This window comes from Cryobacterium sp. TMT1-3, from assembly GCF_004402315.1.
GTDB lineage: Bacteria > Actinomycetota > Actinomycetes > Actinomycetales > Microbacteriaceae > Cryobacterium > Cryobacterium luteum.
Genome location: NZ_SOFW01000023.1, coordinates 35,831 through 58,012, shown reverse-complemented (window position 1 = coordinate 58,012; position 22,182 = coordinate 35,831). Strand labels below are relative to the sequence as shown.

18 protein-coding genes are annotated in these 22,182 nt (G+C 66.5%); 10 read left to right on the top strand and 8 right to left on the bottom strand.

All coding sequences use genetic code 11. The features are described 5' to 3' along the window. Positions 1-95 precede the first annotated feature (95 nt). Positions 96-1,334, top strand: coding sequence for an exonuclease domain-containing protein (locus E3O25_RS08400; RefSeq protein ID WP_092111018.1), 1,239 nt, complete (start codon positions 96-98; stop codon positions 1,332-1,334). A gap of 8 nt (positions 1,335-1,342) precedes the next feature. On the opposite strand, the gene E3O25_RS08395 is transcribed toward E3O25_RS08400, so the two are convergent. Both E3O25_RS08395 and E3O25_RS08390 read right to left on the bottom strand, forming a co-directional pair. Further along, a complete protein-coding gene (locus E3O25_RS08395) occupies positions 1,343-1,729 on the bottom strand; it encodes a TraR/DksA C4-type zinc finger protein (RefSeq protein WP_092111019.1) in 387 nt (128 codons plus the stop codon). 18 nt (positions 1,730-1,747) lie between these two features. Beyond that, positions 1,748-2,527 carry an RNase H family protein gene (locus E3O25_RS08390; RefSeq protein ID WP_134360920.1) on the bottom strand — a complete coding sequence of 260 codons (780 nt, stop codon included), beginning with the start codon at positions 2,525-2,527 and terminating at the stop codon, positions 1,748-1,750. 260 nt (positions 2,528-2,787) lie between these two features. Here E3O25_RS08390 and E3O25_RS08385 point away from each other — a divergent pair, with 260 nt between their 5' ends. From E3O25_RS08385 to E3O25_RS08355, 7 genes are all read left to right on the top strand, one after another. Next, complete coding sequence (locus E3O25_RS08385; protein ID WP_092111101.1) at positions 2,788-4,194, top strand: MFS transporter; 1,407 nt, start codon at positions 2,788-2,790, stop codon at positions 4,192-4,194. A gap of 7 nt (positions 4,195-4,201) precedes the next feature. Next, entirely contained in the window at positions 4,202-6,325 is a 2,124-nt protein-coding gene (locus E3O25_RS08380) for a molybdopterin oxidoreductase family protein (RefSeq protein WP_134360919.1), read from the top strand. Beyond that, positions 6,318-7,946 carry an FAD-dependent oxidoreductase gene (locus tag E3O25_RS08375; RefSeq protein ID WP_134360918.1) on the top strand — a complete coding sequence of 543 codons (1,629 nt, stop codon included), beginning with the start codon at positions 6,318-6,320 and terminating at the stop codon, positions 7,944-7,946. Before E3O25_RS08380 ends, E3O25_RS08375 begins: the two co-directional genes overlap by 8 nt. Positions 7,947-8,072: 126 nt before the next feature. Continuing rightward, a complete protein-coding gene (gene tatA, locus E3O25_RS08370; protein ID WP_092111026.1) occupies positions 8,073-8,279 on the top strand; it encodes a twin-arginine translocase TatA/TatE family subunit in 207 nt (68 codons plus the stop codon). Between the two features lie 42 nt (positions 8,280-8,321). Beyond that, a complete protein-coding gene (gene tatC / locus E3O25_RS08365; protein WP_134360917.1) occupies positions 8,322-9,077 on the top strand; it encodes a twin-arginine translocase subunit TatC in 756 nt (251 codons plus the stop codon). 127 nt (positions 9,078-9,204) lie between these two features. Beyond that, entirely contained in the window at positions 9,205-10,161 is a 957-nt protein-coding gene (locus tag E3O25_RS08360) for a ferritin-like domain-containing protein (RefSeq protein WP_134360916.1), read from the top strand. A 121-nt stretch (positions 10,162-10,282) separates the two neighbouring features. Then, entirely contained in the window at positions 10,283-10,822 is a 540-nt protein-coding gene (locus E3O25_RS08355; RefSeq protein WP_134360915.1) for a DUF4287 domain-containing protein, read from the top strand. Between the two features lie 6 nt (positions 10,823-10,828). Here the strand turns inward: E3O25_RS08355 and E3O25_RS08350 are convergent, their stop codons facing one another. Then, the gene (locus tag E3O25_RS08350; protein ID WP_134360914.1) at positions 10,829-12,397 is read right to left on the bottom strand and encodes a molybdopterin-dependent oxidoreductase; all 1,569 of its coding nucleotides are present in this window, start codon (positions 12,395-12,397) and stop codon (positions 10,829-10,831) included. A 247-nt stretch (positions 12,398-12,644) separates the two neighbouring features. Between E3O25_RS08350 and E3O25_RS08345 the strand changes: the two genes are divergently transcribed. Further along, entirely contained in the window at positions 12,645-15,143 is a 2,499-nt protein-coding gene (locus tag E3O25_RS08345; protein ID WP_092111034.1) for an RNA helicase, read from the top strand. Between the two features lie 130 nt (positions 15,144-15,273). On the opposite strand, the gene E3O25_RS08340 is transcribed toward E3O25_RS08345, so the two are convergent. The 5 genes from E3O25_RS08340 to E3O25_RS08320 all read right to left on the bottom strand — a co-directional run bounded on the left by E3O25_RS08340 (position 15,274) and on the right by E3O25_RS08320 (position 21,182). Continuing rightward, the gene (locus tag E3O25_RS08340) at positions 15,274-16,194 is read right to left on the bottom strand and encodes a sulfurtransferase (RefSeq protein ID WP_134360913.1); all 921 of its coding nucleotides are present in this window, start codon (positions 16,192-16,194) and stop codon (positions 15,274-15,276) included. A 94-nt stretch (positions 16,195-16,288) separates the two neighbouring features. Then, positions 16,289-16,738 carry a LysM domain-containing protein gene (locus tag E3O25_RS08335; protein WP_092111038.1) on the bottom strand — a complete coding sequence of 150 codons (450 nt, stop codon included), beginning with the start codon at positions 16,736-16,738 and terminating at the stop codon, positions 16,289-16,291. 145 nt (positions 16,739-16,883) lie between these two features. Next, positions 16,884-18,272, bottom strand: coding sequence for an L-serine ammonia-lyase (locus tag E3O25_RS08330; protein ID WP_092111104.1), 1,389 nt, complete (start codon positions 18,270-18,272; stop codon positions 16,884-16,886). A gap of 82 nt (positions 18,273-18,354) precedes the next feature. Next, entirely contained in the window at positions 18,355-19,455 is a 1,101-nt protein-coding gene (locus E3O25_RS08325) for an acyl-CoA desaturase (protein WP_092111039.1), read from the bottom strand. A 155-nt stretch (positions 19,456-19,610) separates the two neighbouring features. Then, a complete protein-coding gene (locus E3O25_RS08320) occupies positions 19,611-21,182 on the bottom strand; it encodes a dolichyl-phosphate-mannose--protein mannosyltransferase (RefSeq protein WP_134360912.1) in 1,572 nt (523 codons plus the stop codon). 78 nt (positions 21,183-21,260) lie between these two features. Between E3O25_RS08320 and rsmI the strand changes: the two genes are divergently transcribed. Beyond that, on the top strand, positions 21,261-22,124 hold the full coding sequence (gene rsmI / locus E3O25_RS08315; protein ID WP_092111043.1) for a 16S rRNA (cytidine(1402)-2'-O)-methyltransferase: 864 nt from the start codon (positions 21,261-21,263) through the stop codon (positions 22,122-22,124). Positions 22,125-22,182: the final 58 nt, after the last annotated feature.

Here is a 22,182-nt window from a genome sequence, read left to right as displayed (position 1 = left end):
GCAGCATTTGGCGATACCCACAAGCCCCCGAACGGGCTATCGCAACACGAGGGGTTTGCGGATAACTTCGCAGAACAAGATTGTGGAGTGTGACCATGCCCGAACGTGGATACGCCGTTATAAGTTTGAAAACCACCGGACTGTTCCCGTACCAGCGGGATCGGGTCGTCGAGGTAGCCGTGGTGCACCTCGACGAGGGTGGTCACCTTTCTGCGCGCTGGCAGACCGTCATCAACCCCGGCAGCAATGCCGGTGACGTGGCGACGCATGGCGTCAGCACTGCCGAGCTGCTGCGAGCGCCGACCTTCGAGCAGGTTGCGCCACGACTGGTCGAGCTGTTGCGCGGCCGGGTGTTGGTGACCCACAACGCTCAGTTCGTCACCGGATTTCTGATGCGTGAATTCGAACTGATCGGCTATGCCCCCGGGCGAGGGCTGGAGGCGGTCTGCACCATGCACCTGGCCCGCAACTACCTGCCGGGAGCAGGCCGACTGCTCATAGACTGCTGCGCGGCCTACGACATCGAGATCGAGCCCGGTCCCGGCGCGCTGGTGCAGGCCGAGGCGTGTGCGAGCCTGTTGGCGGCCTACGTGCACGGCTCACCCAGCGCGGCACCGTGGATCAACGCCCTCGACCGAGCCGAACAGTGCGACTGGCCGACAATCGTGGGTTCGAGCGCGGCCCCGTGGGTGCAGCGCGACCCCTCGATGACGATCGACGTCGTGCCGACGCCGAGTTTCTTGGCCAGGGCGGCCGTGAAGCTCCCCGACTACACCGGCCCGGAGGAACACCTCGACTATCTCGCCCTGCTCGACCTGTGCCTTCTTGATCGCGTCCTTTCGCCGAGCCAGACGCGAGAACTTCACGTTCTCGCCGAATTGAGCGGTATCACAGCGGCAGATCGTGGTGCCCTGCATCATCGGTACTTTGACGACCTCGTGCGCGTGGCCTGGAGCGAAGGCACCCTCCGCGTCGAAGATTCTGCGGACCTGATCGCGGTCGCCCGCATGCTCGATGTCACTCCCGAGGCCACCGCCGCAGTGCTGGCCGCACCCACCACGCCGGCTCGCCCACCGATCTCCTCGATCGATACGGTGCTCCTGGAACACGGTGACATCGTGGTGTTGACCGGTGAGATGGCCCGCGCCCGCTCCGACTGGGGCCGGGAGCTGGTCGCGCGTGGCCTCTCGCTCGGCACCGCGGTCACCCTGCGCACCCGCCTGCTCGTGGCCGCCGATCCGGAGTCGGTGACCGGTAAGACCGGTAAGGCCCGCGACTACGGCATCCCCATTGTCTCCGAATTCGGCCTGCGGTCTCTCATCGGGGTGCGCTGAACGGACGGCTAACGGCGGCGCGCTGCCGCCTTCTCGGCGCAGGCGATGCACAGATCAGCGGCCGGTTTGATCTCCAGTCGCCCGTCCGGGATGCGCTCGCCGCCGCGCACGCACAGACCGTACTTTCCATCGACAATGCGTTGCAGGGCCCGATCGATCGACGCGAGCTCTTCGACGGCTTCGCCCTGGAATCCCGACATGCGTGACCATTCGGTGCGCAGCGAGGAGGCTTCCGCGTCGTGGGCGCCGTCCGCGGAACCGTCACTGCGGGAGCTCTGCACCCCATCGAAGGTGTCGGCGAGGCGCTGGAACTCGACGGTCAGCTCGAGCCGACGTTCCCCGAGTGCGGTCTCGAACACGTGCAATTGGGCGGCGTCAAAGGGAGAAGCGGACATATTCCATGGTCCCACGGCTCAAATCAGGCCGCGGACATACTCTTCGACGGTCACACCGCGGGCTGCAGCCCGCTGAACCAACAGCCGGTGCTCGTCAGCGCTCAATGACAGCGTCACCCGGTGCAGCTCACCGTTGCTGCGAATCACGTCGGGGCCGTGCGGGTCGGTCAGGTCACGATGGTCCTCGCCGATGTCATCGCCGAGGTCGTCGAAGGAGAACAACTCGTCGTGCGCGTAGGCACCGGCCCGTTCGGTGACCCGCTCTGTCGTGAGGGTCGGTGCGCTCTGCCCACCGGATGCTGCCGCCCTGCTCGACGCCACCGGTTCGGGCGAACCCCCGCGAAACCCCGGTCCGGCCGGCGCGGACCGCCCGCGCTGGAACGCCTCGGCCGCACCGCGCGCGCGCACATCGGCGGCCTCGTTGAGCGGATGCCCGACGTGACCCTTCACCCATTCGAACCGGTACCGACGCCCCGCGATGGCCTCGTCGATCTCCTTGAGCAGGTCCAGGTTCATCACGGGCTTGCCGTCACCCTTGCGCCAGCCCTTGGCCTTCCAGCCCTTCATCCACTTGGTCACCGAATTGATCACGTACTGGCTGTCGCACAGGATGAGCAGGTCGTCGTCGAGGTGCGCGGTGGCCCGGAACAGCTCGAGTACGGCCTTCAGCTCGCCCTGGTTGTTGGTGGCGTGCTTCCAGCCGCCGGCCGCCCAACAGGAATCGTCGACGTACCAGGCCCAGCCGGCCGGTCCGGGGTTTCCGAGGGCAGAACCGTCGGCGGCGGCGGTGATCGTCATGTGCGGGCCTTTCAAACAGCGTCCCGTTCGGGCGCAAGGTGTTCCAGTCTGCCACTTCGGGTATCCGCTGCCGGCATCATCGGGCGCAATCGGATTGTGTCCGTCATGTAACAGCGCCCCAACAACCCCCCGAACGGCCTGTGATCATCTGGTGATCGAAAGGTAACGGGTGTCACGGTTGCCGGAAACACACGCTGGCTAACGTCGAAGTCATGGTCAGCCGCTCGGGCTGCCTGCCGTTTCATTTCAAGGGGACTTCGATGACATCCAGCACCGTTGAATCAGCACCGAACCTGATCGACACCGATAGGGCGGTGCTCGTACACCGTGCGGGTCGCTGGATCGACAATTGGAATCCCGAGAACAAGAAACAGTGGGACCGGGGCGGTAAGCTCATCGCCGCCCGCAACCTCAAATGGTCGATCTTCGCTGAGTTCCTCGGTTTTGTGGTCTGGCAGCTGTGGAGCATCGTCGTGGTGTCGCTGCCGGCCGCCGGCTTCACCTTTTCCATCACCGAGGTGTTCTGGCTCATCTCGATGCCGAGCCTCGTCGGCGCGACCCTGCGTTTTCCGTACACCTTCATGGTGCCCAAATTCGGTGGCCGCAACTGGACCATCATCTCGGCCGGGCTGCTGCTGATCCCGTCGATCGCCCTCGGCTTCTGCGTTGGCAACCCCGACACCCCGTTCGGTGTGATGCTGTTCGTCGCCGCCCTGGCCGGTTTCGGCGGCGGCAACTTCGCCAGCTCGATGTCGAACATCACCTATTTCTACCCGCAGAGCCAAAAGGGTTACGCGCTCGGCCTGAACGCCGCCGGCGGCAACCTCGGCGCCTCGATGGCCCAGCTCATCGTGCCGATCGTGATCACCCTCGGCGCCGTCGGAACACTGAACATATCTTTCGCCGGCTGGTTCTGGATCCCGTTCATCCTCGTCGCCATGTGGGGTGCCTGGAAGTATATGGACAACCTCACCAACGCCAAGGCCGACTTCGCCGGGTCGATCGCGGCGATCAAGGAACCGCACTTCTGGATTCTTGCCGTGCTGTACATCGGCACCTTCGGCTCCTTCATCGGCTTCGCGAGCGTGTTCCCCAAGCTCATCGCCGACCAGTTCCCGACCTATTCCACCTTCCAGGTCGCGTCGGCCTCCCTGTCGCTCGCGTTCATCGGTGCCCTCGTCGGTTCGCTGGCCCGCCCGGCCGGCGGTCGCCTGGCCGACCGCTTCGGCGGGGCATCCGTCACGGTCGCTGCTTTCGGCGTGATGGCCGTCGGCGCCCTCGTGGTCGTCGCGGTGCTACCGCTCGGTAACTTCTGGGCGTTCCTCGGCAGCTTTCTGCTCATCTTCGTGGCGACCGGCATCGGCAATGGCTCGACCTACCGCATGATCCCGAGCGTGTTCTCGGCCCGCAGCGGCGTGAAAGACGCCCACCAGAACTCGGGCGACGTCAACACGCAGCGCAAAACAGCCGCAGCCCTCGGCCTCATCTCCGCCGTCGGCGCCTACGGCGGGTTCATCATCCCGCAGGTACTCGGCTTCTCCAAAACCAGCACCGGCGACTATTCCAGCGCCATCTACGCCTTCGCGCTCGCCTACGTGGTCATGATGTGCGTCACCGCCTTCGTCTACCTGCGCCGCGGTTCCTCCGTCGCCGGCCAGAAGATCTAGGCATCCCTTGCCCGGCACCCGAACCCACTGCCCGTACTGCGCCCTGCAGTGCGCGATGATGCTGAACCCCTCTCCAACGGATGCCGACGCGGTGACGGTGGCCGGCCGGGACTTTCCGACCAACCGGGGCGGCCTGTGCAAGAAAGGCTGGACCGCCGCCGAATTGCTCGTCTCCCCGGACCGCATCCTGGAACCGCTGTTGCGGCAGCCCGACGGTTCTTTCGAACCGGCGTCCTGGAGCGATGCACTCGACCTCGTCGCCGCGAAACTGCGCGACATCCGGGCCGAGCACGGGGCCGACGCGGTCGGCGTGTTCGGCGGTGGGGGACTGACCAACGAGAAGGCCTACCAGCTCGGCAAGTTCACCAGGGTGGCGCTCGGTTCGAGCCGCATCGACTACAACGGCCGGTTCTGCATGTCGAGCGCCGCGGCCGCCGGCAACCGGGCGTTCGGCCTCGATCGCGGGCTCCCGTTTCGCGTCCACGATCTCAATACGGCCGACACCATCCTCATTCTCGGCTCCAACGTGGCGCAGACCATGCCGCCGTTCATCGGCCACCTCGAGGGGGCCCGCGCTGCCGGCGGCCTCGTCGTCGTCGACCCGCGCCGCACCGCGACCGCCCGGCTCACCGATAACGGCGCCGGCATGCACGTGCAGCCGACTCCCGGCAGCGACCTCGTGCTGCTGCTCGGCCTGACCCACCTCGTCATCGCCAAGAAACTCACCGACCAGCACTACCTCCACGCCCGCACCACCGGGTTCGACGCGGTACGCCGCAGCGTGAACCAGTGGTGGCCAACCCGCGTGCAGGAACACACCGGCGTTCCGGTCTGGCAGCTGCGCGAACTCGCCCGCCGCCTGGCGGCAGGGGCTGCCCGCGGACAAGCGACCGGCAACGGTACCTACATTCTCACCGGGCGCGGCGTCGAGCAGCACGTCGACGGCACCGACACGGCCACCGCGGCGATCAACCTCAGCCTCGTGCTCGGCCTCGTCGGCACGACGCACTCCGGCTATGGCACCCTCACCGGCCAGGGCAACGGGCAGGGCGGCCGCGAACACGGGCAGAAGTGCGACCAGCTGCCCGGCTACCGCAAGATCAGCGATCCCGCTGCCCGCGCGCACGTCGCCGGGGTCTGGAGCGTCGACCCGGACAGCCTGCCCGGCGTCGGCCTGCCCGCGGTCGAGCTGCTCGGCGCGCTCGGCGAGCCGGGCGGCATCCGCTGCCTGCTCGTGCACGGTTCCAATGTCGTCGTCTCCGCGCCGAACGCGAACCGGGTGCGAGCCGCCCTGAAAACCCTGGATTTTCTGGTCGTGGCCGACTTTTTCTTCTCCGAAACCGCGGTGCTCGCCGACGTGGTGCTGCCGGTGACGCAGTGGGCCGAGGAGGAAGGCACGATGACGTCGCTCGAGGGTCGCGTCATCCGGCGCCGGCTGGCGGTCGCTGCACCCGAGGGTGTGCGCAGCGAACTGTGGATCTGGCAGGAACTCGCCCGCCGCCTCGACTCGGCGTCGACCTTCAGCGCCGAAGCCGGTGAGGTGTTCGATGAACTCTGTCGAGCGTCGGCGGGTGGCCTGGCCGACTATTCCGGGCTCAGCTATGAGCTGCTCGACTCCGAAGAGCCGGCCTTCTGGCCGTATCCCGCAGGGTCCACCGGAACGCCCCGCCTATTTCTTGACCGCTTTGCCCACCCCGACGGCCGCGCCCACCTCGTCGCCGTCCAGGCCCGTCGCCTCGGTGCACCGGCGCAGGTCGACGGCACCCTCACGCTGATCACCGGCCGCCTGCTCGAGCACTACCAAAGCGGCACCCAGACCCGGCGGGTGCGCGAGCTCGCCGACGCCCAGCCGGAGGCCCGACTGCAGCTGCACCCGGCTACCGCTGAGCAGCTCGGCATCATCGACGAGGCCTGGGTCGAGGTCAGCAACGACCGGGGAACGGTGCGCTGCCGGGCCCAGGTGAGCACCGACATCCGCTTTGACACGGTCTTTCTGCCGTTTCACTTTGCCGGCGATCAGCGTGCCAACCTGCTGACGGACGACGAGACCGATCCCGTGAGCGGTATGCCCGAATTCAAGAAGACGACCGTTCGAGTGCGTGCGCTCGTGGAAGCAGGCGCCCATGTCTGAACACCGGAACCCTGAGCACATCGTGCTGGTCGGCTACGGCCCGGTCGGTGCCCGTTTCGTCGACGAGCTGCTGCAGCTTGTGCGGCAGGGCGCGGCGACGCTGACCGTAGTCGGGGCCGAGAGCGCGGACGCCTACAACCGGGTGCTCATCGCCGAATATGCCGTCGGCAACGCCGACCGGGAGAGCCTGGATATCACCGACCCGCTCGCCGCCCGGGAGGCCGGCGTGCACCTGCGCCTGGGCCTGAGCGTCACGGCCATCCTCCGCAGTCGCCGTGCGGTGTCGCTCAGCGATGGCACGCTGTTGCGCTACGACCGGCTCGTGCTCGCCACCGGCGCCCGTGCCAACGTGCCCACCCTCGACGGCGTCACCCGCGTGCGCCGCGATCGCCAGGCGCCGCCAGCGGATGCCGCCACCCTCGACACCAGCGGCGCCCCACTCCCGCGCGGGGTCACCGTGCTGCGTGACCTCGACGATGCGAGGCGGGTGCTCGCGGCCGTGACTGCCGGAGCCCGCATCGTCGTGCTCGGCGCGGGCGTGCTCGGTATGGAGATTGCCCTCGCTGCGGCGACCGCCGGTGCCCAGGCCTGCGTGGTTTATCACGGCGAGATTCCCATGGCACGCAACCTCGACCGCGGCGGCGGCAGCGTGCTCGCGCAGAGCGCCCGCCGGGCCGGCGTGACCATGGTCAACCACTCTCGCGCCGAGAGCCTGCTCTTTCACCAGGACGACGACGGAGTGGACCGGTTCGACGCCCTGATCTGTGCTGACGGCAAGCAGATCCACGGCGACCTGCTGCTGCTCTCCTGCGGTGTCGGCGCCCGTACCGAGCTGGCCCAGTTGGCGGCCCTGCCGGTGTCGACCGGAATCCTGGTCGACGAAAACCTGCAGAGTTGGGGCGACCCGCAGATCTACGCGATCGGCGACTGCGCGCACGTGGCTCCTGCGCCTCGCGCCGGCGATTCCACGGCGCGTCCGACCGGCGGGCCGAGCGGCCTGATCGGTCCGGGCTGGCGCCAGGCCGACTGGCTGGCCGCGCGGTTCACGGCCGAGCTGTTGAACCGGGAGGCGGCGCTGTCGCTGGCGGCGGCGACGCCTGCCGTGGTCATGCTCAAGGCCGAGGGCGTCGATGTCGTGTCGGTCGGCAACACGGCCGCTGACCCGTGGGATGCCGGTCTTGACGAACATGCCGCCGGGTGCTCCGGCGCCCCGGTGCGCGTCGCACAGTGGGCCGACCCCGAAGCCGGTCGTTACGTGAAGATGGTCACCCGCCACGGCATTCTCGAGGGCTTCGTCTGCGTCGGTATGCCGCGCACGGCCGCCGAGCTGACCCTGCTGTTCGAGCGCGGCAGCGAACTGCCGGCCGATCGCTCTGTGTTGCTGCGCTACGACGGACCGGACTATGAGCCATCCGCCGGCAGCGCGTTCGCGCTCGATGCAACCATCTGCTGGTGCAACGGCGTCACCGTCGGCGCCATCACCGAGGCGGCTGAGGCCGGCAACGCCACCGTCGCCTGCATCGGCGCGGCCACCCGAGCCGGCACCGGCTGTGGCGGCTGCACAACGCGCATCGGCGACGTTCTCGAGCATTTCCGGGCAGCGGAATCCACCCCGGGATAGGCATCCGTCTCAGGCTTTTCTCGGGAAAAGGTTACAGCCGGAGCACATGCTGAGCTTTGCCCGGTTGTGTCGGCGGTGCGGCGGTTACACTGCTGCACGACCGACTTGATTCGAGGGAGAATTCGCATGCTTCAAAACCTGACCGGCTGGCACTTTCTGGTCATTCTCGTCGTGATCCTGCTGTTGTTCGGCGCTCCGAAGCTGCCAGGGCTGGCCCGCAGCCTCGGCCAATCCATGAAGATCTTCAAGAGCGAGATCACGCCGGACCGCACCGAGGATCACCCATCCGAGGCCGGCACCGACTCGAGCGGCGCCCCGAACCCGAAGGCCTAGGCCCAGATGGTCGCGCAGGGGGTGCGCAGCGAGAAGAGCACGATGTCGCTTGGGCAGCACCTGCTGGAACTGCGCAAGCGACTGTTCCTGGCGGCGATCGGTATTCTGGTCGGCGCGGTCGCCGGCTGGCTGCTCTCGAGTCTGGTCTGGGATGGTCTGCGTGAACCCATCTACGCCATCGTGCGCGCCCAGAACCGCAACGCGCAAATCAACTATCCCGACATCACGAGTGCTTTCGACCTCAAACTGCGCATCTCGTTCTACGTGGGTTTGATCGTATCGAGCCCGGTGTGGTTGTACCAGATCTTCGCTTTTCTCACCCCGGGGCTCACCCGCCGGGAAAAGCAGTACACCTTCGGTTTCTTCTTCACGGCCGTACCGCTGTTTTTGGCGGGGTGCGCGGCCGGCTGGTACGTGCTGCCGCACGTGGTGGAGCTGATGACGAGTTTTGCGCCGCAACAAGATGCCGCGCTCATCAATGCGCAGAACTATTTCGACTTCGTGCTCAAACTCATGATCGCCATCGGGATAGCGTTCGTGCTGCCGGTGTTCATCGTGCTGCTGAACTTTGCCGGTGTGATCAGCGCCCGCTCCATCATCAAATCCTGGCGGGTGGCCATACTGGTCATCATTTTGTTCACCGCGATCGCGACGCCGGCGGCCGACGTCGTGTCGATGTTCCTGCTCGCCGTTCCCATGGTGGTTCTCTACTTTGCCGCCTACGGCATCGCCGTGCTGCACGATCGTCGGGCCGCACGGCGGATGCCCCCGGTCGGTGTCGACGGTCTGTTGCTCTGACTCCCACGGTCCTTATCGTTTGCTTACGTACTTTGTCCAGTCATTCAGGAGATTGCTTTGCGCGGGTAGGTTGCCGGTGTTACGTCCGACATACCCGGCATATTCGCCCAACGACAGGAGAACAAGGATGTTCGATCAGAGTTTCATTACCAACGCCATCAACCGCAGCGCCGAGAATTCCTCGGACCGGAGAAACTTTCTGCGGGCCGCCGGTGTTGCCGGTTTCGGAGTAGGGGCGGCAGTGCTCGCTTCGGGCGGACCTGCCCTGGCTGCCGAAGCGGCCGCTGTCCCGGCCGCCGCGCCGAGTGACGCATCCATTCTGAACTTCGCCCTCAACCTCGAATACCTTGAGGCCGAGTTCTACCTGCGGGCGACCACCGGCAGTGGGCTGCCCGACAATCTGACCACGGGAACCGGAACCCGAGGCGGCGTGACCGGTGGTCGCATGGTGAACTTCAAGACCGGAATCATCAAAAAGTACGCCGATGAGATCGCCGCCGATGAAAAGGCCCACGTGGCCTTCCTTCGGTCCGCGCTCGGAAGCGTCGCCGTGTCCCGCCCGAAGATCAACCTCGACGCGAGTTTCACCGCCGCCGCGCTGGCGGCCGGGTTGGTCAAGCCGGGTCAGAAATTCGACGTCTACGCGAACGAGGCGAATTTTCTGTTCGGTGCGTTCATCTTCGAGGACGTCGGAGTCACCGCCTACAAGGGCGCGGCACCGCTCATCTCTAACAAGACGTTTTTGGAGGCGGCCGCCGGCCTGCTCGCGGTCGAGGCCTACCACGCCGGAGTCATCCGCAGCACGCTCTACGCGCTCGGAATTGCACTGCCCTCGGTGTACACGACCGCACAAGCCATCTCCGATGTGCGCGACGCCGTCGACGGCAGGGCCGATCTCGACCAGGGCATCGGCAATGCGTCGAGGGCCAACCTCGTGCCGACCGACGCCAACGGCCTGGCCTACAGCCGCAGTGCCGCCCAGGTGCTCAACATCACCTACCTCAATGCGGCGCCGGTGCGCTCCGGTGGGTTCTTCCCGGCCGGAGTGAACGGTGTCATCAACATGAGCGGCGCCAACGGCTAAATTCGGCGTAGCGCGGTACGCGGGGGTTCCAGCCACGCCGAACTCCCGCGTTCCGGCGCGCCACCCGAGCGGTGGACGACGTGAGTGTCCCGCATCCGCTCAACGGTGTTTTACTGGTGCCATGGATGCTGCCACTCAGTCGATGATCGACAACCTGCCCCAGAACACCGGCCGAAGCCTCGCGGACTGGTACACCGTGCTGGGGGCCAGCGGGCTGGCGAAACACACCGAGCTCATGAACCACCTCAAGACCGAGCATGGGCTCAGCCACGGTTTCGCCAACGGCATCGTGCTGCAGTTCCGGGCACGCGACGTCTCGCAGACCGACACGGCGCTCGTGGACGCGCAGTATTCCGGCCCGAAAGCCAGCCTGCGACCGCTCTACGATGCGCTGATCGATGCCGTGAGTCGTTTCGGCTCCGACGTCGAGGTCGCCCCGAAGAAAGCGAGCGTGTCGCTTCGACGCCATAAGCAGTTCGCGCTGATCGAACCGGCCAGCGCCAAACGCCTGCAGCTGGGCATCAATCTGGCGGATGCCGCCCCCACCGACCGCCTGCTCCTGGCCGGCGGAATGTGCACCCACAAGGTGTCGGTGACCGGCCTCGCCGAGGTCGACGCTGAGCTGCTCGGCTGGCTGCGCGCCGCCTACGAGGGCAACTGACGCAGGTCAGCCCGAGACAGACATCGAGATTTCATGCAGTCCGGTGGCACCGTTGGGGGCGACGTCGGCGGTGGCTGACGTCTGAACGAGGCCGGCGGCATCCGTTGCCCGCACCTTGACCGTGTGATCGCCGGCGCTTGCGTCGGTCCAGGTGTACGCCCACTGACGCCAGGTGTCGACCGAGATGGCGTCGGCGAGGGTGGCGTCTCGCCAGGGACCGTCGTCGATCTGCACGGCGACGGCGCTGATGCCGACGTGCTGGGACCAGGCGACGCCGGCGATGACGACCGAGCCTGCAGGAACGGCGATGCCCTCGCGGGGCACATCGATGCGCGAAGATAACTTGACCGGTCCGAGTTCGGACCAGCCGCGCGGAGTCCAGTAGCCCTGCTCTCGGTCGAATCGGGTGAGCTTGAGCTCGACCACCCATTTCGTGGCCGAGACATAGCCGTACAGGCCGGGCACGACCATGCGCACCGGGTAGCCGTGCTCGAGGGGGAGCGGTTCACCGTTCATGCCGACGGCGAGGATGGCGTTGCGGCCGTCGGTGAGCGCCTCGATCGGGGTGCCGGCCGTGAAGCCGTCCTGGCTGGTGGAGAGCACCATGTCGGCACCGCTCGTGGGCCTGGCGCGGGCCAGCAGCTCGCGAATCGGGTAGCCGAGCCAGGTGGCGTTGCCGATCAGGTCGCCGCCGACATAGTTCGACACGCAGGCCAGGGTGGTGGTGCTCTCCTCCAGCGGCAGCGCGAGCAATTCGGCGAAGTCGATCTCGACCTCGTTCTCGACCAGCCCGGTGATGCGCAGCCGCCAGGTGCTCGGGTCGATGCGCGGCACGCTCAGGGCGGTGTCGATGCGGTAGAAGTCGGCGTTGGGGGTGATCAGCGGGGTGATGCCCGCCACGTCCAGGCTCGCCCCGGCCGGTATCGCGGCCTGCCGAACGGATGCCGCGGGCAGGGTGAAGCGCGCGCGTGCGGCATCCGCTGCCCGGGTGGCGGCGGCGCTGAGCTGGCCGCCGGCCAGGGCGAGCAGCCCGACGCCCGCGGTGATGCCGGTGTAGACCAGAAAACGACGGCGGCCTTGCGCAGCCGGTGCCGGGGCATTCGTGGGCAGCCGGGTGGTGAGAAAGGTCAGCGCAATCGCAGCGACGCCCATGGCCACGACGGCGGGGACCGCGTCGAGGGTGGAAGCGCTGGAACGGGACAGCGCCGCGAACAGGGCGATCGCGCCGATGAGTACCACGAGCAGGCGGCCGAATGGCGGGCGTCGGCTCTCGAGGATGCCGGCGAGAGCGGCGACCAGAAGCAGCACGAGCACGATGGTCGCGATCAGCACGATCTTGTCGGCCGTGCCGAACAGGCCGATCACGAAGTCCTTGACGACGGGCGGAACAATGTCGATGACGAGGGCGCCGACGGTGAGTACCGGGCTGGCGCCGGGAGCGAGCCACGCGGCGGCCAATTCGGCCAGGCCGAGACCGGCCAGCGCGGCGGCGAGACCGGCGGCTGCCGGCCGCCAGAGTGCCCGAGGGCGGCGTGGCGAAGCGCTCGCAGCGGTGTCGGGAGTGACATAGACCATTTCGCCAGCCTAGAACCGGCGGCTGGGATTACCACCGGGCCAGGGCGCCCGGTCGGTTTCGTCAGACATCCGTCATATTCTGGCCGCGGGTTTGGTGGCTAAATCAGGAGATCCGCGCTGAAATGACCGATTACTCCGCCTTCGAGCACCTTTCCGAGGGGATTTCCTGAATTGGCCACGGAGGAGGGAGGCGCGGGGGACCATTCTGCGGGCGGGAGCTATAGAAGTAGTGCAGTCTTGAGGGACTATGTCTGTGCTTGAACGCCTCGAAAACGAAACCGACCCCGACGTTCTCTTCGAGGCGTTCGAAAACTGGGCCACCGAGCAGGGTCTGACGCTCTACCCAGCCCAGGAGGAAGCGGTCATCGAGATCGTCTCGGGGGCCAACCTCATTCTGAGCACCCCCACCGGAACCGGCAAGTCGCTCGTGGCCGTCGGCGCGCATTTCGCGGCGCTCTCGGCCGGCAAGCGCAGCTTCTACACCGCACCGATCAAGGCCCTCGTGAGCGAGAAGTTCTTCGCTCTGGTCGAAACCTTCGGTGCCGCGAACGTCGGCATGATGACCGGCGACTCGAGCGTCAACGCCGACGCTCCGATCATCTGCTGCACCGCCGAAATTCTGGCCAACCTCGCCCTGCGAAACGGCGAAGACACCGAGGTCGACCTCGTCGTAATGGACGAGTTTCACTTCTACGGCGACCCCGACCGCGGTTGGGCGTGGCAGGTGCCGCTGCTGCTGTTGCCGCGGGTGCAGTTCATTCTCATGTCAGCCACCCTCGGCGATGTGACGTTCATTAGCGACGACCTCACCCGGCGCACCGGCCGGCCAACGGCCGTGGTCACCGGGGTGGAGCGTCCGGTTCCGCTGAGCTACTACTACGAGCAGACGCCGGTGCACGAAACCGTCGAAGAGCTGCTGCACACCGACAAGGCGCCGGTGTATATCGTGCACTTCTCCCAGGCCGCCGCCCTCGAACGCGCGCAGGCGCTCGCGAGCGCCAAGGTGGCCACCCGCGAACAGCGCGACATCATCGCGGAGCTGATCGGCGAGTTTCGGTTCACGACGAGTTTTGGCAAGACCCTGTCGCGGCTCATCCGCATGGGTATCGGGGTGCACCACGCCGGCATGCTGCCGAAATACCGCCGGCTGGTGGAGCAGCTCGCCCAGCGCGGCTACCTGCGCGTGATCTGCGGCACCGACACCCTCGGCGTCGGCATCAACGTGCCCATCCGCACCGTGCTGTTCACGGCCCTCACCAAGTATGACGGCGTGAAGATGCGTCAGGTGAACGTGCGCGAGTTCCACCAGATTGCCGGACGGGCCGGACGAGCCGGTTACGACACGGCGGGGACCGTGGTCATTCAGGCGCCCGAGCATGAAAGCGACAATCTCAAGGCTATAGAGAAGGCCGGCGACGACCCGAAGAAGAAGCGCAAGATCGTGCGCAAGAAGGCACCGGACGGCTTCGTCTCCTGGGGCGAACCGAGCTTTCGTCGGCTGGTCGATGCCGAGCCCGAGACCCTGTCTTCGAGCATGCAGATGACCGCAGCGATGCTGATCAACGTGATCGGACGCGGCGGCGACGCCTTCGCTCATGTGCACGCGCTCGTGTTCGACAACCATGAACCGTGGCGCCGCCAGCTGGTGTTGGCCCGGCGTGCGCTGGGCATTTACAAGACCCTGCGCGAGGCCGGCATTGTGGAGCAGAGTGCGAGCGGCAGCATCCGCTTGACCGTTGACCTGCAGGCGAACTTTGCGCTGAATCAGCCGCTGTCACCCTTTGCTCTGGCCGCCTTCGAGCTGCTCGACCCGGAATCGCCCACCTACTCGCTCGACATGATCTCGATTCTGGAGTCGACCCTCGACGACCCCCGGCCGGTACTCATGGGGCAGCAATTCGCCGCCAGGGGTGAGGCCGTGAACGCGATGAAGCGTGACGGCATCGAATATGACGAGCGGATGGCGCTGCTCGAGGAGATCACGCACCCCAAGCCGCTCGAAGAGCTGCTGAACTACACGTTCGAGACCTATAAGGCCTCCCAGCCGTGGATCGCCGACTTCGAGCTGCGGCCGAAAGCCGTCGTGCGGGACATGTACGAGCGGGCCATGTCGTTCGGTGAGTTCATCGCGTTCTACAAACTCGCCCGCAGCGAGGGCGTCGTGCTGCGCTACCTGTCCGACGCCTATCGGGCCGCGCGGCAGACCATCCCCGACGAAGCCAAGAACGAAGACCTGCTTGACCTCATCGAGTGGCTCGGCGAACTGGTGCGCCAGGTGGACTCGAGCCTGCTCGACGAGTGGGAGGAACTGCTGCATCCCGACCTCGCCGCGCACGAGGCCGAAGCCCACGCCATTCTGCCGCCACCCCCGCGCCGGCTGACCACCAATGTGCGGGCCTTTCGCATTTTGGTGCGCAACGAACTGTTCCGTCGGGTGCAGCTGGCCGCGCTCGAGCATTACGACGAGCTCGGTGAGCTCGACCGGGAGCACGGTTACTCGGCGGATGTCTGGGCTGACGCCATGGACGGCTACTTCGCCGAGCACGATCAGGTGCTCACGGGTGGCGACGCGCGCAGCTCCGAGCTGCTGATGATTGAGGAGGGTGCCGAGGAGTGGACGGTGCGCCAGATTCTCGACGACCCGGCCGGCGACCACGACTGGGGCATCAGCGCGAGCGTGAACCTCGGCGCGTCCGACGAGCTCGGCGCTGCGGTCGTGCGGGTGACCGGGGTGAACCGGCTCTGAGGCGGCCGCGTGCCCGTGGTCCCGCCTGGTTTGGCAGCCGCTACGGTAATCGGCGTAGCGGCCGCCCAGATCTGGCGCGGTCATCCGCTGTCGGTGTGTCAGCGGGCGGTGGGTTTGCGGCTGCTGTGCACTACCGGCCGGGCGTGCTCAGCGGCGCCGAGGCGTCGGCGGCCCACTCGTTGAGCGAGCCGTCGTAGATCGATACGTGCTCGTTGCCGGCGCGGATGAGTGCGAGGGCGCTCGCGGCGGCGGCGATACCGCCGCCGCAGTACGTCACGAGGTGACCGGATGCCCCGACCGCTGCGACAGCCGGGGCGATCGCCCGGTTGAGCTCGTCCCCGCGCAGGAACGCGTTGGTGGTGGGGTCGACGAGCCCCGCGGCTGGCAGGCTGATGCTGCCGGGAATGTGCCCGGCACGGGGGCGTGCGCCGGCTGTTCCGGCGAATTCGGCCGGCGGCACCGAGCAGACGAGGGCGGCATCCGTTTCACCGGCAACGATCGACTCGATGAAACTCTTGTCGACCCACAGCTCGGGGCGCGGCGTTGTGGTGAAACCGTCGGCAGCGCGCGGGCGCGTGCCGCCGGTGGCGAACGGACGTGTCTCGGCGTGCCACTTGGCGAGTCCGCCGTCGAGCACGGCGACATCGTCGTAGCCGAACGAACGGAACAGCCACCAGATGCGCGCCGCCCACTGGCCGACCACGGCGTCGTAGACGACAACGGTTGTGCTGTTGTCGATACCGACGGATGCCGCGGCCGCCTCGAACAGCTTAGCGCTCGGCCGGGAGAAATCGTAGTCACCGGCGGGGTCGGAGAAGACGTCGATGAGGTCGGCGAACACGGCTCCGGGAATGTGGCCCTTGCTGAGGTAGTCGTCACGCCCGCTGAGGTAGCGTGGCCCCGCTGCGCCGGTCTCGGTCGTGGACGGGGCCAGGGCGAAGACGGTGGCGTCGAGAATGACCAGGTGGTCGGAACCGAGGTGATCGGCCAGCCATTGGGTGGACACGACGGGGGTGGACACGACGGGTGAAGAGAAAACGGGTGAACTCATGATTCAAGGCTAACGGGGGCCACCGACACAGGGCGGAATCGGAACCGGTGCGAGTCATTCGGCGACACACGGCACCGCTGAACCCCACGGCCGGCTACCGGGTCGTGGTCCAGTCCAGGTTGATGATCTGTTTGATGTAGATGTTCTCTCCGAGCCCGGGCACCGAGGGGTTCATGGTCAGCATAAGCTGCACCGGAACATTGAATCGTTGCGCGATGTCGAAGAACGCATCGCCCTCGACGACCGTGTAGGTGAGCAGGGCTCCTGCACCGTCAGCGGTCGTGGTGCCGCGAGCCCCGGGGGTGCTGCCGAGGTCCACGGCCGGTCCCTGCGGCAGCGGCACCGGTTCCGCGTTGGGAACGAGGTCGGGTACGGCCGGGTTCGGAATGAGCGCCGCTTCCTCGGTGGGTGCCGGCGCGGGTGCCGGAGTGGGAGTCGGGCTCGGTGTCGGCGTGGGGGTGACGGTCGGCGTGACGGTCACCGTGACCGCCGGTGCGGGTTCGCCGGCGCAGCCAGCCACGGTCACGAGCAGAAGAGCGGCCACGATGATGCCTGTCGGGCGGCGTGCGAGTGAGCTGCGAATGGTTCGACCCTTCCAGTGAGGCGCGCATCGATGCGCACGTTCAGCCAGCTTAGGCCGCTACGGTGGCGCACCAACCATGTGGACTACCCCTGTTCGGGGGTGCCGGTCAGCACTCGATGACGTTCACGGCGAGACCGCCCTCGCTCGTTTCCTTGTACTTCGTCATCATGTCGAGCCCGGTCTGCCGCATCGTTTCGATGACGGTGTCGAGCGAGACCAGGTGCGTTCCATCACCGTGCAGCGCCAGGCGGGCGGCCGACACCGCGGTCGATGAAGCGATCGCGTTGCGCTCGATGCAGGGCACCTGCACGAGGCCGCCGACCGGGTCGCAGGTGAGCCCGAGATGATGTTCCATGGCGATCTCGGCCGCATTCTCGACCTGTCGCGGGGTGCCGCCGAGCACCGCACAGAGGGCACCGGAGGCCATCGCGCAGGCGGCGCCCACCTCGGCCTGGCAGCCACCCTCGGCCCCGGAGATCGACGCATTGGCCTTGACCAGGGAGCCGATCGCGACGGCCGTGAGCAGGTATCGACGGATGCCGGCGGCATCCGCTCCAGGGACGAAACGCAGGTAATAGTGGCCGACGGCCGGGATGATGCCGGCAGCTCCGTTGGTCGGCGCGGTCACGACCCGGCCGCCGGCCGCGTTCTCCTCGTTCACCGCGAGCGCGAAGGCGTGCAGCCATTCGGTGGAGGTATCGCGGTCGCGCAGCGGCTGGCCGTCATATTCTTCCAGTCGCATACGCACCGCCGCGGCTCGGCGCTTCACCTTGAGGCCGCCCGGCAGTACTCCCGTGCCGGTGAGTCCCGCCTCCACACAGGTGTGCATGGCCTCCCAGATGGCATCGAGCCCCGCATTGAGCGCCAGGGCGCCGTGGATGGCCTCTTCGTTGCGACGGGCGACCTCGCAGATCGCGAGGTTGTGGGCGTCGCACAGCGCGAGCAGTTCGGCGCTGGAATCGTAGGGGAGCGGCTGGACGACGCTCGTTTGCACGCTCGAGCGTTCGGCGCCCCGGCGGATGAACCCGCCTCCGATCGAGAAGAACGTCTCCTCGAGCACGGGGACGGCACCAGGCGCCGCACTGTCGCCGGCCCAGGCGGTGAGCGTGAGCGCGTTGGGGTGGCCTGGCAGCCGGGTGCGTGGCTCGAATCGAACGTCCTGCGCGCTGATGGCGATGCTGTGGCCGCCGAGCAGGGTGAGGGTGGCACCAGCAGTGAGGCCCGACCAGGCACCGCGCACCTCGTTGGGGTCGCAGGTTTCCGGGCAGAGGCCGGTCAGGCCGGCGAGCACGGCATCCGGGGTACCGTGGCCGAGCCCGGTGGAACCCAGCGATCCAAACAGTGAACAGCGGATGCGCTGCACCTCACCCAGGCGGCCGGTTGCCCTGAGATCTTCAGCGAACACCCGGGCAGCACGCATCGGACCCACCGTGTGGGAACTGGACGGACCGATTCCAATGGAGAACAGGTCCAGGGCTGAGACGTACGCTGTCACGGTCCTCATGGTACGGCACCCGGGACGCGAGGAAGGCCGCCTCCCCGGGGGGAAACGGCCTTCTGTACCTACGTGCGTGGTGCTAGTGCGTGCGGAAGCGCTGCACCATAGGGCAGTCGAACGGGTCACGTGCCGCCAGGCCGACCTTGTTGAGGTAGGCGATGACGATGCCGTAGCTCTCGAAGACACCGGTCTCGGTGTACTTCACGTCGTGCGAGAGGCAATATTCCTTGGCGATCTCCTGCGCCTTGCGCAGGTGCGGGCGGGCCATGTTCGGAAACAGGTGGTGCTCGATCTGGTAGTTGAGGCCGCCCATGTAGGTGTCGATGAAGCTGCCACCGCGAATGTTGCGGCTGGTGAGAACCTGGCGGCGCAGAAAGTCGACGCGGCTTTCGGCCGGAAGCTGCGGCATCCCCTTGTGGTTGGGGGCGAAGGATGCGCCCATGTAGACACCGAACACGGCCATCTGCACGCCGATGAAGGCGAACGCCATGCCGAGCGGCAGAAAGTAGAAGATGACGGCGAAGTATGCGGTGATGCGGGTGACGAGCATCGTGATCTCGACCCAGCGTTCGCTGACCTTGTTCTTGCCGAATACGGTCTTGAAACCCTGGATGTGCAGGTTGATGCCTTCGAACATGAGCAGGGGGAAGAACAGATAGCCCTGTTTGCGCGTGACAAAGGAACCCAGCCAGCTGACCTGCTTGGCGTCGTTCTCGGTGAACACGATGAAGTCGGGTTCGATGTCGGGGTCTTTGCCGATGACGTTCGGCTGGGCGTGGTGCCGGCTGTGCTTGGTCATCCACCAGGCGTAGCTGATGCCGACGAACAAATTGGCGAGGATACGGCCGGCACGGTCGTTGGCCTTGCCGGAGGTGAACACGGCACGGTGGGACGCTTCATGGGCCAAAAAGGCGAACTGGGTGAAGATGAGGCCGAGCGCTGCGGCGATGATCAGCTGGTACCAGGTGTCACCGAGCAGAACGAAACCGGCCGCAGCGCCGAGGGTGGCGACCACCAGAATGGAAAAGACCATCCAGTAGAAGCCGGTGCGACGGCCGAGAAGGCCGAGATTACGCACGGTGTGCAGGAGTGCGGAATATTCTGTTGTGGGGTTCTTGGTATCTCCACCCGGCCGGGTCCTGATGATGCGGACCGAGGGTGCGGCTAATGCTTCCGACATGAGGCCTTAGTGGATCGGGACTTCTCAGCCGGGACGTGAGCGATTACTCGTGGAGCAGATATGCGTCAGTCTACGTTCGCGAACGCCGTGAGCGTGTCCAATTCACACGCGTTTCCCAGTCATTATATGCCAAAAATGGAATGTATTTGACCGATCTATCGCCAACTTGGCATCCATATGTGCAGCTGCCAGAACACGAACGGAGTCTGCATTCCGGTCCATACCGGGAAGAAGAATGCCGTGAGTACCAGCGCGATTCCCAGGCCGACGGTCACGGCGGCCAGGGTCCCGACACGTGGCTTGGTGCCAGAATGGTGCACCTGCGAATGTGCTGAGTGCCGTCGTCGCGGTCGTGCCTGATCGGGAATTCGCCCCAGCAGCAGACCCAGAACGAAGGTGAGGCCGAGCAGCAGGTAGGGCTCAAAGGCGATGGTGTAGAACTGGAAAACCGTGCGGTTCAGGTACATCAGCCACGGCAGATAGCCGGCGACCATGCCCATCAGAATGAAACCCACCCGCCATTCCCGGTAGCGGGCGAGCCGGTAGACGAGGTAGAACAGTGCGGCCGTCGCCGCCCACCAGATCAGCGGGTTGCCCACGGAGGTGATGGCCTCCGAGCAGCTCTGAAACTGGCAGCCGAATTCGCCCTGACTGGAACCGCGGTAATACATGCTGGTCGGGCGAATCATGAACAGCCAGGTCAGCGGGTTGGCCTGATACGGATGCGGTGTGGCCAGTCCCACGTGATAGGTGTAGGCGGCTGCCTGGTAATGCCAGAAACTCTGCAGGGTATGGGGGACCCAGGCGAGCGGCCCGGTCCAGGCTGCTCCCGTTGAATCGGCCCACTCCCGGTAGTACCCGCCGCGGGTGACGAACCACCCCGTCCATGACACCAGGAAGGTCGAGGCGGCGACGGGCACGAGAAGGAGGAACGTGGCCGGCGCCTGCTTGAGGATGGCGGCGCTGGCCCAGAACGTGACACCGTTTCGCCGCCGGGCGAGAGCGTCGACGACGACGAGGTAGACGCCGAACGCAGCCAGAAAGTAGATCCCTGACCATTTCACCGAGCTGGTCAGCCCGAACGCGAGGCCGGCGGCGAGCAGCCACGGGCGCCACCACAGCGTGGGGCCCCAGCCGGGATCGACCAGACCGGCCAGTCGGCCGGCGAGTCGGGTCGAGTGCCACTGCCGATCCATCAGCACAGCGCCGACACCGAGCAGCGCGAAGAACATCACGAAGTTGTCCAGCAGGGCCACGCGGCTCATGACGATGGCGTGGCCGTCGATAGCGAGCAGAAAACCGGCGATCAGCCCGAGCAGACGCGACTGGAACAGTTTGCGGGCCACGAGCATGATGAGGATGACCGCGAGCACCCCGACCACGACGGTGGCCAGGCGCCAGCCCCACGGGTTGCCGGGGCCGAGCAGATTCATACCGAGGGCGATGAGCCATTTACCGAGCGGCGGATGCACGACAAAGGACGGATCCGTCGTGAAGATGTCGGTCTGCCCCGCTTCGAACAGCACATTGGCATCGGCGGGCCAGGTCGATTCGTAGCCGTTATTGAAGAGTGACCAGGCGTCTTTCACATAGAAGGTCTCGTCGAACACGAGCGCGTGCGGCACACCGAGGTTCCACAACCGTAATCCGGCGGCCAGCAGAACCACGGCGAGGGGCGCGCCCCAGTTCATCCGGCGAATCCAGCGCATCCGGCGAATCCAGTGCATCCGGCGATTCCCGTGAACCCATCGACTCGTTGCCAGCACCTGACCATCGTACTGAGCGGCGACTGCGAGACTGGACCCATGATCATCCTTGCTGCCACCCCGATCGGAAACCTCGGCGACGCCTCCCGGCGCCTGATCGAGACCCTCACGACCATCACCATCGTGGCCGCCGAGGACACCCGCGTCACCGTGCACCTGCTCAAGGCCCTCGGCATTGAGAACCGGCCCAAACTCATCGCCCTGCACGACCACAACGAACGTGGCAAAGCGACCGAACTGGTTGAACTGGCCCGTGACGTGGACATTCTCGTGCTGAGCGACGCCGGAATGCCGACCGTCTCCGACCCCGGCTTTCACCTGGTGGATGCCGCGGTGGCGGCCGGCGTGCAGGTCACCGCCCTGCCCGGCCCGTCCGCCGTGCTAACCGCCCTCGCTGTCTCCGGGCTGCCGACCGACCGGTTCACCTTCGAAGGGTTCCTGCCGCGTAAGCACGGCGAACGGGTCAAGCTGCTGCGCGACCTCGCCGCCGAACGCCGCACCATGGTGTTCTTCGAATCGCCCAACCGACTGGCCGATTCGCTTCTCGACCTCGCCGCCACGCTCGGCGCCGACCGCCGAGTCGTGGTCTGCCGGGAACTGACCAAGTTCTTCGAAGAGGTCAAACGCGGTACCGCAGCAGAGCTGGCCGAGTGGGCGGCGGCCGGGGTGCGCGGCGAGATCTGCATCGTCGTCGCGGGCGCCCAGGTGCGGGTTCTGGACCTGGCCATGGGCGTGGCTGAGGTACTCGATCTGGTCGCCGGCGGCATCCGTTTGAAGGAGGCTGCTGCCGACGTGTCGGCAGCCAGCGGCCTCGGCAAGCGCGAACTGTACGAGCACGCGCTGCAGGCCAAGACCGGTGCTCCGACGCCGAAACCCGACCGTTCGGCCTTTCCCCTCGGTTGAGACTTCGGCTGATCAGCGCGTAGCCGGGCGAGACGCTCGCCGCTCGCCGCATAAGATG